This is a genomic window from Flintibacter porci (assembly GCF_041925195.1).
Classification (GTDB): Bacteria; Bacillota; Clostridia; order Oscillospirales; family Oscillospiraceae; genus Lawsonibacter; species Lawsonibacter porci.
This window is the reverse complement of record NZ_JBHEVB010000004.1, coordinates 146,645-158,917: the sequence shown is the minus strand read 5'-3', so window position 1 is coordinate 158,917 and position 12,273 is coordinate 146,645. Positions and strand designations below refer to the sequence as shown.

Below are 12,273 nucleotides of genomic sequence, written 5' to 3'. Positions count from 1 at the left end.
GCTTAAATGACCTGGAAGAGGAAGAACTTCAGGTAGTTGGTCTCCTCCACGTTCCAGAGGATGGGGTGGTCGGGAGCCTGCTGGCGCACCTCGATCTGCCGCAGCTGCCGCCCGGCATCGGCGGCGGCGGAGCGGAGCATTTTAATAAACATCTCCTCGGTGGCAAAGTGGCTGCAGCTGGCGGTGGCCAGATAGCCGCCGCGGGGCAGCAGTTTCATGGCCCGGTAGTTGATCTCCTTGTAGCCGCGCATGGCGTTGCGGGCGGTCTTGCGGGACTTGGTGAAGGCGGGCGGATCCAGAATGATGAAGTCGTAGTCCGGCTGGTGCTCCAGAGTAGGCAGCAGGTCAAAGACGTCGGCGCAGAGGAAGTCCATGCGCCCCTCCAGGCCGTTGCGTACCGCGTTGTCCCGGGCCAGGTCTACCGCCGCCTGGCTCACATCCACGGCGGTGACGTGCTCGGCACCGCCCAAAGCGGCGTTGAGGGCGAAGCTCCCCGTGTGGGTAAAGCAGTCCAGTACCCGCTTGCCCCGGGCCAGCTTGGCCACCTCCCGGCGGTTGTACTTCTGGTCCAGGAAGAAGCCGGTTTTCTGGCCGTTTTCAAAGTCTACCCGGTAGCGCACGCCGTTCTCGCAGATCTCGGTCCAGGTTTCCTGGGGATGCTGGAGCCCCTCCAGGGGGAACCAGCCCTTGTTCTCCTCCAGGCCCTCACGCTGGCGCAGCGCCACATCGTTGCGCTCGAAAATGCCCTGGATATCCTGACCGTCCTGGCGCAGCACGTCCACCAGAATGGGGAAAAGGACGGACTTCAGCTGCTCCATGCCGTAGGACAGGGTCTGGGTCACCAGCACCGGGCCGAAGCGGTCCACCGTCAGGCCGGGGAACTGGTCGGCCTCGCCGAAGATGACCCGGCAGCAGCTGAGATCCTCCGGCCCCATCACCGTTTTGCGGTAGGCCCAGGCGTATTCCACACGGCGGCGCCAGAAGTTCTCGTCAAAGCGGTCGTTGGCGTTGCGGCTGAGAAGCCGTACCCGGATCTTGCTGTGCTGGCTCAAAAGGCCCGTGCCCAGGTAGCGGCCTTTGGCGCTGACCACGTCCACCAGCCCGCCGTTGGCGGGGGCGGGATCGGGCTGGTCGGTGAGCTCTTCTGCGTACACCCAGGGGTGGCCGGACAGAATGGCCCGCTCTCCCTTGGGAGTGATGGTATAGACGGGATAGGGGCGGCTTTGTTTCATAAAACAAGTTCCTCTCTGGTAAAAAATGAATTCGTAATCTTCATTATAGCATGGATCGGCCCTGTGTGCTAGAATGAAGAAAAGCGAAAGGAGCGAATCCGATGGAAATTGAACGCAAGTGGCTCACCAACAGGTGGCCCCAGGGGTTGGAGGAGCAGCGGCGTATCCTCATGCGCCAGGGGTACATCACCACCCGGCCCACCGTGCGCATCCGCAGTGAGGCGAGCGGAGACGTGACCGAGTATGTGCTGTGCTTCAAGGGAGCGGCAGGGCCGGACGGCCTGGCCCGGGAGGAGATCGAGACCAACATCGCCCCGGAGCTGTTTGCCAAGCTGGAGGCGTTCATCGGCCGTCCCCTCATCGAAAAGGAACAGCGGCGCTACGCCCTTCCCGGCGGTCTGACCCTGGAGGTCAACCAGGTAGACCGGGGACGGCCGGGGGAGTTCTTTTATGCCGAGGTGGAGTTTCCCACCAGAGAAGCCGCTCTGGCCTGGCAGCCCGGTGAGCTGGGAGAGTATCTCAGCGACGAGGTCACCGGCAAGCCCGGGCAGAGTATGGCGGCCTACTGGACCGAGACGCGGGGAGAACTTTAACAGTATATTTTGGAAAGGCAAAAAGCGGGTGAATTCACCATTTAGGGCTTGCCGAACCCAGGAAAACTGAGTATACTAATACAAGATTTACATAAGATGAGGGATAGCCACCATGGAGCAGACACCAACCCGCCGCCGCAGGAGCAGTTCCGCTTCCTCCGGCGGCCGACGGCAGCAGCCGCAGACCCGACGTCCCGCACCCAAAAAACGCAAGCGCCGCAGCATTGGCTGGACGTTGTACGCAATCCTGGTGGTCATTTCCGCCATCATCGTGGGCGTGTATGCCGCAGGGCACTTTTTTATCAAGGCCCCTCCCATCGAAGGAACTGAGGGTGATGTCTCCAAGGCACCGGTGGTGGATGAAAGTACCCAGGAGCCGGAGGATCCCAACGCGCTGATCCGAAAAGAAGGGGTCTATAACTTCCTTCTGCTGGGCAAGGACGTGGACAGCAGCAACACCGATACCCTGATCGTGGTCAGCTACGACACGGTGAATCAGAAGATCGGCATGGTGTCCATCCCCCGTGATACCGCAGTGGCCCGTGAGTGGAGCAGTATGCCCAAGATCAACGCCGCCTTCCACAGCAAAAAGGCCGGTCCCGAGGTGCTGAAGCAAGAGATCAAGAACACCTTTGGTATTCCCATCGACTACTACGTTCATGTGGATCTGCAGGGCTTTATCGCCCTGGTAGATGAGCTGGACGGCGTGGATATTGAGGTCCCCCTGGATATGAACTACGACGACCCCTATCAGGACCTGCACATCCACCTGAATGCCGGTATGCAGCACCTGAATGGGCAGCAGACCATGCAGGCGGTGCGTTACCGCCATGACAACTCGGACAGCCCCAATTACCAAGCCAACCAGTGGTACAGCGACGTGCAGCGCGGCGAGTTCCAGCGCCAGGTGCTGGTGGAGCTGGCCAAGAAGGTGATCTCCTGGAACTCCATCCCCAAGGTGACATCCTTCCTGGAACTGTTCAATACCTATGTGAAGACCGACCTGAGCATGCAGGACATGCTCTACTTTGCCACCAAGGCCATGGAGGTGGATGTATCCACCGCCATCCAGCAGGGCAACCTGGAGGGCCGGGGCGAGGGTGTGGTCAACGGATACAAGTACTGCTTTGTCTATGAGGCGGAAGATATCCTGCCCACCATCAACTCCCTTATCAATCCCTACACCCGGGATCTGACCGCGGACGATTTGAACCTGCCTGTGCCGGAATACTACTGGAACGGCGGCATCATTGATTAAGAGACGAGGACCCGTACAGCGCTGCGCTGTATGGGTCCTTTTTTATAAAAAGAGCGCCGGGATTTCTGAAGAGAAAGAAAGATACTGGAAGGGGAGAGACTCAGCCTGCATGATTCCTTAAGAAATCATAAAACAACCTTTAGAAGGCTTGTCGAAGAAAGGGGAATGAGCTATACTGGGGGACATCTCAAACAAGATTGGAGGGAGCTCCCCTGGCTCAGACACAGATACCAAACCGACGCTCGTCCTCCGGCGGCCGACGGCAGCAGCCGGTCAAGCGATATAAGCGCCGCCGCCGCGGCGCCATTTGGGCCCTTTACACCTTTGTGGCCGTACTGGCCGTTTTAGTGGTAGGTGCGTATGCCGCCGGAACTTTTTTCATCACGCCTCCGCCGGTAAAAGAGGCGAGAACCCAGGTCACCGCCCCAGCGGCCGGAAAGACCGAGAAGGAAGAACAGACTGAGGCCGGGGGTGAGGCACCTCAGGTGGCCGGGACCGGTGCGCTGAAACGGAAGGAAGGCGTTTATAACTTCCTGCTGCTGGGCAGCGATAAGGGCGGCGGAAACGCCGACACCATCATCGTGGCCAGCTATGACACCAAGTCCCAGAAGGTGGGCGTGCTCTCTGTCCCCCGGGATACCATGGTGGACCGGGACTGGAGCCGCAACGGCAAAATCAACGCTGCTCTGGGGCACGGCGGACCGGAGCTGCTGGCCGAAGAGATCACCAAGACTCTGGGCGTGCCCATCGACTACTACTTCCACATCAACCTCCAGGGCTTTGTGGCGCTGGTGGATGAGCTGGGCGGGGTGGATGTGGATATCCCCGTGGATATGAACTATGACGACCCCTACCAGAACCTGCACATCCACTTCAAGAAAGGTCCCCAGCATCTGGACGGCCAGGCGGCTATGGAGGCGGTACGCTACCGCCATGACAACAAGACCACCGTCAATTCCAATTACAGCGACCTGGACCGCACCAAGCTGCAGCAGCAGGTGCTCACCGGGCTGGCGGACAAGGTGATTTCCTGGGGCAGCATCACCAAGGTGCAGTCCTTCCTGAATATCTTCAACACCTACGTCAAGACCGATATGGGACTGAAGGATATGCTCTACTTTGCCACCCAGGGCATGAAGCTGAATACGTCCAGCGGCGTCAGCTCGGCCACCCTGGAGGGCCGTGGAGACGCCTACTACCGGGCCTCTGCCTGGTGTATGGAGCTCAACCAGGAGTCTACGGTAAAGCTGGTCAACGAGCTGGTAAACCCCTATACCCGGGATCTTACTTTAAAGGATATGAACCTGCCCCGGGCTGAGCGCTACTACTTCAATTATTGACCGGACGGCCGTCCGGCGGAGAACTCTCGTGTCTCCGCCGGGCGGTTTTTTGTTGGGGTTGACAGAGTGGGCAAAATGGGCCATGATGGGAGAGAAAAACGCCGGAAAGGACCGATGAAGGATGGAAAACTGGAAGGGCTGGCTGGAGGACTGGTATGAGGAGCAGGTGGAGGTACGTCATATGCTGCACCGAAATCCGGAGCTGCCCTATGAGGAGCGGGAGACCACCCGTTTTTTAAAGCAGCAGATGAAAAAGTGGGGCATCCGGGTGGAGGAACTGCCCGGCCTGGAGACCGGCGTGTCCGCGGTCATTGAAGGGGCACACCCCGGTCCTATGCTGGTGCTGCGGGAGGACATTGACGCTCTGCCAATCCTGGAGAACACCGGCCTGGACTTCGCTTCCCAGAAGCCCGGCGTGTGCCACGCCTGCGGCCATGATGTGCATACTGCCGCCCTGCTGTACGCAGCCCGGGCGCTGCAGCAGCTGCGGGAAGAACTCCACGGCAGTGTGAAGCTCATCTTCCAGTGTGCCGAGGAGGTGGGCAGCGGCGCCTATAAGATGCTGGAGGCCGGTGCCTTGAAAGACTGCCAGCCCCAGGCGGTGGTGGGCTTTCACTGCGCGCCTCTGCTGGAGCTGGGCAAGATCGGTGTGCGCCGGGGACCCAGCAATGCCAGCTTTGATATCTTCACTTGGACCATCACCGGACGGGGCGGCCACGGAGCCTATCCTCAACGGTGCGTGGACCCGGTGGTGGTGAGCGCCCACCTTATTACCCAACTCCAAACGGTGGTCAGCCGCTTCAATAACCCCACCCACCCGGCCGTGCTTACCGTGGGAGAGATTCACGGAGGCACCGCCCCCAACATCATCCCCGACCAAGTGACTATGCGGGGCGCTATGCGGGCCTTTGACGAGAAGCTGCGCCAGGAGATGCTGGAGCAGATCCGGCAGATCACCCGGGATTGCTGCGCCGCCCTGGGGGCAAAGGGAGAGGTCAGCCGGGATGTGGGCATCCCTTCCATCATCAGCGACCCGGAGATCGCCGACGGAGTGGCCCGGGCGGTGGAGGAGAGCCTGGGGCAGGAGCACCTGCACTGGGTGCCGGAGGCGTCCATGGGCTCGGACGATTTCTCCGTGTGGATGGAGGCCTGCGGAGGCCGGGGAGTGCAGTTCCAGGTGGGTACCCACGATCCTGCCTGTCCCAACAGCGGGCTGGGGATCCATGTGGCGGAGAATATCTTCCCGGATGAGGCGCTCCGCTATGCTGCGCCGGTGCTGGTGCAGTTTGCGGTGGATTATTTGAAAAAATAATTTGCCTTTTGTGGGAAGACGGTGTTACTTTGCCCGCGGCGGCAAAGTAACCAAAGCGCCGCCGGGGGACGGCTCCGATGAGCGCCTTCGCGCAGCGGGCGCTCATAGTCACCTTTCCCCCGGGCCCCCGTTTACGGGGGACGCCCTCCTGTTTCCTGGGCACGTGCGTCCGGCGGCCCTAAGACAAGATCGTCTGGTCCTGCTTGCCTCGGCCCACTGGGGCCTATCCAGTGCAAATATTTCAGTGCCTGCGCTGTACGAATGCCGCCTAATCCGGCATAGCCATGGCAGCTGGGCGGGCAGACGGCAGACAATATACCAATCCACAAAAAACGAGGGAGCGACCGGAATGGTCACTCCCTCGTATGCTGTTTCAGAACGGGCGCAGAGGCGAAACGAAGTTTCGCAGAAAGCTTTTTTGCTTACTTTTTTCTCCGAAAAAAGTAAGTTAGCCCTTCAGGGTCTCAGCCCAGGCGGCGTACTTGGCCACCTTCTCGTCGCACTCGGCCTTGGTGACGCCGTTGGCCAGGATGTAGACCTTGACCTTGGGCTCGGTGCCGGAGGGACGGACGATGAGGCTGGTGCCGTCGGCCATCTCGTAGCGCAGCACGTTGGAGCCGGAGAGCTCCATGGTGCTCTTGCAGCCGTCGGCCACGTTGACCACGCTGCCGTCCTTGTAGTCCTTCTGCTCCTTGACCGCCACACCGGCAATCTCCACAGGGGGCTTCTCACGCAGATTGGCCATCAGGTCGGCCATCTTCTTCAGACCGTCCAGGCCGGGCATGACCAGGTTCAGAGTCTTCTCGCCGTAGTAGCCGTACTTCTCAAACAGAGCCTGGAGGGCGTCATACAGGGTCATGCCCTGGCTGGCGTACCAGGCGGCCATCTCAGTGAGCTCCACGCTGGCGGAGACGGCGTCCTTGTCCCGGACGTAGTCGCCCAGCATGTAGCCGTAGCTCTCCTCGTAGGACATAATGACGTTGCCCTCGCCGCTGTTCTCCAGCTGGTCCTTCTTCTGGGCCAGGAACTTAAAGCCGGTGAAGGTGTCGTAGCACTGCAGGCCGTTGACCTCAGCCACCTTGCGGGCCATCTCAGTGGTGACAATAGTCTTGAGGGCCACGGGCTTCTCAGGCATCTTGCCGGTGCGGCGCTTGGCACCGATCAGGTAGTCCAGCAGCAGCACGCCGGTCTGGTTGCCGGAGATGACCACAAAGTCGTCGTCCTTGGTGCGCACCATAATGCCCACGCGGTCGGCGTCGGGGTCGGAGCCCAGGATAAAGTCGGCGTTGTTCTTCTTGGCCAGGTCCACCGCCAGATAGAAGCCCTCGGGGTTCTCGGGGTTGGGAGAGACCACGGTGGGGAAGTCGCCGTCAATGACCATCTGCTCAGGCACGCAGATAACGTGCTTCATGCCCAGGCGCTTGAGAGCCTCGGGGATGAGCTTATAGCCGGTGCCGTGGAAGGGGGTGTACACCATCTTGAAGGTGTCGGCCATCTTCTCCACCACGGCCTTGTCGTTGACCTGCTCCATGACGTTGGCCAGGAACTTCTCGTCGGTCTCAGCGCCCATGAGGACGATCTTGCCCTCGGCCACGGCCTTGTCGTAGTCCATGGTCTTGACGCAGTCGAACACGTCCAGCTCCTTCATCTTCTTGGCCACCTCGTCGGCGTGCTTGGGGGGCAGCTGGGCACCGTCCTCCCAGTACACCTTGTAGCCGTTGTACTCCTTGGGGTTGTGGCTGGCTGTGACGTTGATGCCGGCGATGCAGCCGTACTCACGCACAGCAAAGCTGAGCTCGGGGGTGGGGCGCAGGGACTCAAACAGACGCACGGGGATGCCGTTGCCCGCCATGACGCAGGCGGCCTCCCGGGCAAAGGTGTCGGAGTTGTTGCGGCAGTCAAAGCACACGGCCACGCCCCGCTTTACCGCCTCGGGACCCTCCTCCAGGATGACCTGGGCAAAGGCCTGGGTGGCGTGACGGATGACATGCACGTTCATACGGTACAGGCCCACGCCCATGGTGCCGCGCAGACCGGCGGTGCCGAAGGACAGCTGGTCAAAGAAGCGGGACTCGATCTCCTTCTCATCGTTCTTGATCGCCTCCAGCTCGGCCTTTTCGTCGGCGGACAGAGCGGGGCTGTTAAGCCATTTCTCGTAATTCTCTCGATAAGACATAGGTACATAACCTCCTGTAAAGATAAAAACTCCGCTGGGATTGGCTGTTGTGGTAAGTGTACCACAACCAGGCGCAAATTTCCAGCGGAGTTTCGTCAAATTTGTGGAAAAACATGGGATTCTACTTGTGGTAGCTGGAGCCCTCGTTGATCTTAAAGGCCCGGTAGACCTGCTCTAAAAGCATCACCCGTGCCAGGTGGTGGGGGAAGGTCATGGGGGACATGGAGAGCTTGAGCCAGGCCTGCTGCTTGATGGAGGGGTGCAGGCCATAGGAGCCGCCGATGAGAAAGACCAGGTGTTTGGCGGAGGACTGCTGCCAATCGGCCACGATCTTGGCCAGTTCCTCACTGGAGCGCAGCTTTCCCTCCACACAGAGGGCCACCAGACTGGCGCTGGGAGGGAGTTTGGCGCGGATAGCGTCGGCCTCCTTGGCCAGAGCCTGGTCAATCTGGCCCTGGGTGGGGTTCTGGGGCAACTTCTCCTCGGGCAACTCGGTGAGGGTGAGCTTACAGTAGCCGCCCAGCCGCTTTTCGTACTCCTTGCAGGCCTCCAGATAGAACTTCTCCTTTAGCTTTCCCACGCAGATGAGATGAACGCTCAGCATACGGCGGCCTCCTGTCTGACTCCCTGACGGGAGAGATGGTATACCCGGCCCGGCTCCTTCCGGGGAGCGGCCTCCAGGGTCACCCCGTCCTCAAAGCCCGCCTGACGCAGGGTGCGGCCCACCACCTCCAGGGCGTGGGCGGGGGTGTTGTTCTCCTCGGACAGATGGGCCAGCAAAATGGTGTGGGCGCCGTTTTGTGCAGCCAGCAGAGCCAGCTGAGCCCCGGCCTCGTTGGACAGATGGCCCCGGCGGCCCAGGACCCGCTGCTTAAGGTAATAGGGGTAGGGACCGGTGCGCACCCACTCCTCGTCGTGGTTGGCCTCGCACACCAGCAGGTCGCATCCGGCCACCGCGCGCTCCACCTGGGGAGATATGTAGCCTAGGTCGGTACACAGTACCATACGGCTGTCGCCGCCGGTAATGGCGTAGCCTACGCTGCAGGCGGCGTCGTGGGAGGTGGCAAAGGGCTCGATCCACAGTTCCCCCAGGGGGAAAGACTCTCCGGGGGCAAAGAAGCGCCCCAGCCGTTTTTCGGGAATGGCGGGTACTTTCATGGCCAGGGCGTCCAGGGTGGGAGCAGTGGCATACACCGGCAGGCCCAGCTGCTTGGTGAGGGTGGCAAGGCCGGAAATGTGGTCGGTGTGCTCATGAGTGATGAGAACTCCGGACAGGAATGCCGGGTCCACCCCAAGGCCGCGCAGGGCGGTGGTGATGCGCCGGGCGGAGATACCCGCGTCCAGCAGGATATGAGTCTGGCCGCAGGAGACCAGGGCGGCGTTGCCGCTGGACCCGCTGGCCAGGGTGACAAATGACAGCAATGAAGGCGCTCCTTTCCGCGTACAGGCGAAAAAAGCGGGAGCCGGAGCGGGACAGTCGTCCCGGACCTGCGCTCCCGCTTTTTATCATTCGTTTAGCCCACCTGGGACTTGGCGTCCTCGTCGGGGACGGTGATCATTTTAATGTTGGCGCCTACGCCGGACAGCTTGCCCACCAGGTCCTCGTAGCCGCGCTCGATGTGGTGGATATCGCCCACCTCGGTGATGCCCTGAGCAGCCAGACCGGCGATGACCATGGCAGCGCCCGCCCGCAGGTCGCAGGCATTCACCGGTGCGCCGGTGAGCTGGGGCACGCCCTCGATGACGGCCACCTTGCCGTCCACCTGGATGTGAGCACCCATGCGGCGGAACTCATCCACATAGCGGTAGCGGCTGTCCCACACGCCCTCGGTGAGTACGCTGGTGCCGGTGGCAAGGCAGAGTACTGCGGCGATCTGAGGCTGCATGTCGGTGGGGAAACCGGGGTAGGGCATGGTCTTCACGTTGGTGCGGCTGATGGGGCCAAAGCGGCGCACCCGTACTGCGTCGTCCAGCTCCTCCACATCCACGCCCATCTCTACCAGCTTGGCGGTGATGCAGTCCAGATGCTTGGGGATGACGTTCTGAATGAGCACGTCGCCGCCGGCAGCGGCCACGGCAGCCATATAGGTGCCGGCCTCGATCTGGTCAGGGATAATGGAATAAGTGCCGCCCTTGAGACGCTTGACGCCGCGGATCTTAATCACGTCGGTGCCTGCGCCCATGATGTTGGCGCCCATGGAGTTGAGGAAGTTGGCCAGGTCCACGATGTGGGGCTCCTTGGCGGCATTTTCAATGATGGTCATGCCGTCGGCCAGCACACCGGCCAGCATGATGTTCATGGTGGCGCCCACAGACACCATGTCCAGGTAGATCTGTCCGCCGGACAGACGTCCGCCGGGGACCTTGGCGCAGATCAAGCCGTTGCGCACATCCACGTCCGCACCCATGGCCACAAAGCCCTTGATGTGCTGGTCAATAGGACGTCCGCCCAGATCACAGCCGCCGGGCAGGGGCACCTCGGCCCAGCCGAAGCGGCCCAGCAGAGCGCCCACCAGGTAGTAGCTGGCGCGGATCTTGCGGGCCAGCTCATAGGGGACCTGACGGTTGCGGATGTGAGAGCAGTCAATGTCCACCGTGGTGCGGTTGACGGTGCGCACGTCAGCCCCCAGCTCCTGAAGGATCTGGAGGATCAGAGTGACGTCGCTGATCTGGGGAATGTTCTCGATTCGGCACACCCCGTCCACCAGCAGGGCAGCGGGGATGATAGCGACAGCGGCGTTTTTGGCGCCGCTGATGGTGATGGTTCCGTGAAGGGGCTTACCGCCCTGAATCTGATACTTATTCAAACTTGTCTGCACCCTCTCGAAGGAAATAAACATGGGGTTTATATGAACATACGGCGCAAAGCGCCATAAGTAGCCGCAAAAGCGATCCAAAAAAGGCTTCTCCCACAGGGAGACGCTCTAAAACGCATATATTATACCATCAGTATATCCAAAAGGCAATGAATTTTACACCGCGGGCACAAAATTGTGCAAAAAGTAAGAAGCATCGAAAAATCAAGGACAGCCTTGGTCGAGATGATAATGGCGGGATCTGGAAACCAGATCCTCCCAGTGCGCCTGTTCCTGCCGATCCAGCAGGTCGCCGATGAGCTGGTTGGACAGCAGGAAGCCTTTTGGGGTGAAATGCCAGCGCCCGTCGGTCTGCTCCGCCCAGCCCTGAGCGCGGAATTGCTCCAGCCGGGCCTGGAGAGGAGCGAAGTCCATAAAATAGGTGCTGCGGTACTCCTGCTCGTTGATGCCCTGCACGGTGCGCAGGCGCAGCATCAGATATTCTCCGCACCGCTCCCGCTTGGGAATGATCTCCGATTCGTCAATGATATCGCCGCCCTGGAGTACGCCCTGGATGTAGGCGTCCAGATCCCGTACAAAGGAGTAGCGCCGCCCGCCGAAATCGGAGTGGGCGCCGGGGCCAAAGCCGATGTAGGGCTGGGTGAGCCAGTAGCGCAGGTTGTGCCGGGAGGCAAAGCCGGGCTTGGCAAAGTTGGAGATCTCATACTGGGGGTAGCCCGCCCGCTCCAGCCGTCCCACCGTCCACAGGTAGAGGTCGGCCTGCTGGTCGTCATCGGGCAGTACCTCGCCCTGCGCCACCCGGGCGGCCAGGGGGGTACCCTCCTCCACCTTTAATCCATAGCAGGACAGGTGCTGAGGAATGAGAGACAGGGCGTGCTCCACGGTGGCTTTCCAGCTGTCCATGGTCTGGCCGGGCAGACCGTAGATGAGGTCCAGGGACAGGTTGGTAAAGCCAGCCTTCCGGGCGGCGGTGGCCGCTTCGTTGACCTGCTGGGGGGTGTGGATGCGGTGGATACGCTCCAGTTCGCAGGCGTTGGCGGACTGCATTCCCATGGACAGGCGGTTGACCCCTGCCTTGCGCAGGATCTTCAGGGACTTCACGTCCACACTGTCGGGATTACACTCCACGGTGACCTCGGCATCCTTCTCTACCTGATAGAGCTTGCGGATCACACCCAGCAGCTCTTTGAGCCGCTTGGCCCCATAGTAGCTGGGGGTGCCGCCGCCGATGTAGATGGTATCCACCGGAAAGTCCTGGGCCAGGGGGGCGGTCTCCTTAATGTGGGAGAGCAGCGCCTTTTGATATTGGTCCATCCGGTCGTCCCGACCGGCCAGGGAATAGAAGTCGCAGTAGTCGCACTTACTGCGGCAGAAGGGAATATGGATATAGATGCCCAGCTTGTCCGCCATGGATACACACCTCATAAAATCATGAAAAATATTGTCTGGAACAAACCGGGGTTTGCTCCCACGCATTATATACCACAGTCTTTGGGAGTGCAAGGGAGGGAAAAGAGAGAGAATGCTGTTTTTTTGAGGAGAAAAT

At 60.6% G+C, this 12,273-nt stretch carries 10 protein-coding genes; 4 read left to right on the top strand and 6 right to left on the bottom strand.

The genetic code is table 11. The annotated features are described in order from the left end of the window. Positions 1-2: 2 nt before the first annotated feature. The gene (locus ACEVJL_RS05775; protein ID WP_374737167.1) at positions 3-1,232 is read right to left on the bottom strand and encodes a class I SAM-dependent rRNA methyltransferase; all 1,230 of its coding nucleotides are present in this window, start codon (positions 1,230-1,232) and stop codon (positions 3-5) included. Between the two features lie 101 nt (positions 1,233-1,333). On the opposite strand from ACEVJL_RS05775, the gene ACEVJL_RS05770 reads away from it, so the two are divergent. From ACEVJL_RS05770 to ACEVJL_RS05755, 4 genes are all read left to right on the top strand, one after another. Beyond that, positions 1,334-1,825, top strand: a complete 492-nt coding sequence (locus tag ACEVJL_RS05770) for a CYTH domain-containing protein (protein WP_374737166.1) — start codon at positions 1,334-1,336, stop codon at positions 1,823-1,825. A 112-nt stretch (positions 1,826-1,937) separates the two neighbouring features. Further along, positions 1,938-3,083: an LCP family protein gene (locus ACEVJL_RS05765; protein WP_374737165.1), complete on the top strand. Its 1,146-nt coding sequence runs from the start codon at positions 1,938-1,940 to the stop codon at positions 3,081-3,083. Between the two features lie 197 nt (positions 3,084-3,280). Then, entirely contained in the window at positions 3,281-4,423 is a 1,143-nt protein-coding gene (locus ACEVJL_RS05760; protein ID WP_235398400.1) for an LCP family protein, read from the top strand. Between the two features lie 121 nt (positions 4,424-4,544). Continuing rightward, a complete protein-coding gene (locus ACEVJL_RS05755) occupies positions 4,545-5,735 on the top strand; it encodes a M20 metallopeptidase family protein (protein WP_374737164.1) in 1,191 nt (396 codons plus the stop codon). A gap of 448 nt (positions 5,736-6,183) precedes the next feature. Here ACEVJL_RS05755 and ACEVJL_RS05750 read toward each other — a convergent pair whose 3' ends face one another. From ACEVJL_RS05750 to hemW, 5 genes are all read right to left on the bottom strand, one after another. After that, positions 6,184-7,911, bottom strand: a complete 1,728-nt coding sequence (locus ACEVJL_RS05750; protein WP_110441421.1) for a phospho-sugar mutase — start codon at positions 7,909-7,911, stop codon at positions 6,184-6,186. A 121-nt stretch (positions 7,912-8,032) separates the two neighbouring features. Beyond that, complete coding sequence (gene rlmH / locus ACEVJL_RS05745; protein WP_151075312.1) at positions 8,033-8,515, bottom strand: 23S rRNA (pseudouridine(1915)-N(3))-methyltransferase RlmH; 483 nt, start codon at positions 8,513-8,515, stop codon at positions 8,033-8,035. Further along, positions 8,509-9,333: an MBL fold metallo-hydrolase gene (locus ACEVJL_RS05740; protein WP_374737163.1), complete on the bottom strand. Its 825-nt coding sequence runs from the start codon at positions 9,331-9,333 to the stop codon at positions 8,509-8,511. Before ACEVJL_RS05740 ends, rlmH begins: the two co-directional genes overlap by 7 nt. A 92-nt stretch (positions 9,334-9,425) precedes the next feature. Beyond that, on the bottom strand, positions 9,426-10,718 hold the full coding sequence (locus ACEVJL_RS05735) for a UDP-N-acetylglucosamine 1-carboxyvinyltransferase (RefSeq protein WP_040648674.1): 1,293 nt from the start codon (positions 10,716-10,718) through the stop codon (positions 9,426-9,428). A 213-nt stretch (positions 10,719-10,931) separates the two neighbouring features. Continuing rightward, complete coding sequence (gene hemW / locus ACEVJL_RS05730) at positions 10,932-12,137, bottom strand: radical SAM family heme chaperone HemW (protein WP_374737162.1); 1,206 nt, start codon at positions 12,135-12,137, stop codon at positions 10,932-10,934. Between the last annotated feature and the right edge of the window lie 136 nt (positions 12,138-12,273).

What these genes read in the sequence shown, in the direction of transcription:
- ACEVJL_RS05775 (WP_374737167.1), bottom strand. Translation starts at nt 1,232, where the DNA reads ATGAAACAAAGCCGCCCCTATCCCGTCTATACCATCACTCCCAAGGGA.
- ACEVJL_RS05770 (WP_374737166.1), top strand. Translation starts at nt 1,334, where the DNA reads ATGGAAATTGAACGCAAGTGGCTCACCAACAGGTGGCCCCAGGGGTTG.
- ACEVJL_RS05765 (WP_374737165.1), top strand. Translation starts at nt 1,938, where the DNA reads ATGGAGCAGACACCAACCCGCCGCCGCAGGAGCAGTTCCGCTTCCTCC.
- ACEVJL_RS05755 (WP_374737164.1), top strand. Translation starts at nt 4,545, where the DNA reads ATGGAAAACTGGAAGGGCTGGCTGGAGGACTGGTATGAGGAGCAGGTG.
- ACEVJL_RS05750 (WP_110441421.1), bottom strand. Translation starts at nt 7,911, where the DNA reads ATGTCTTATCGAGAGAATTACGAGAAATGGCTTAACAGCCCCGCTCTG.
- rlmH (WP_151075312.1), bottom strand. Translation starts at nt 8,515, where the DNA reads ATGCTGAGCGTTCATCTCATCTGCGTGGGAAAGCTAAAGGAGAAGTTC.
- hemW (WP_374737162.1), bottom strand. Translation starts at nt 12,137, where the DNA reads ATGGCGGACAAGCTGGGCATCTATATCCATATTCCCTTCTGCCGCAGT.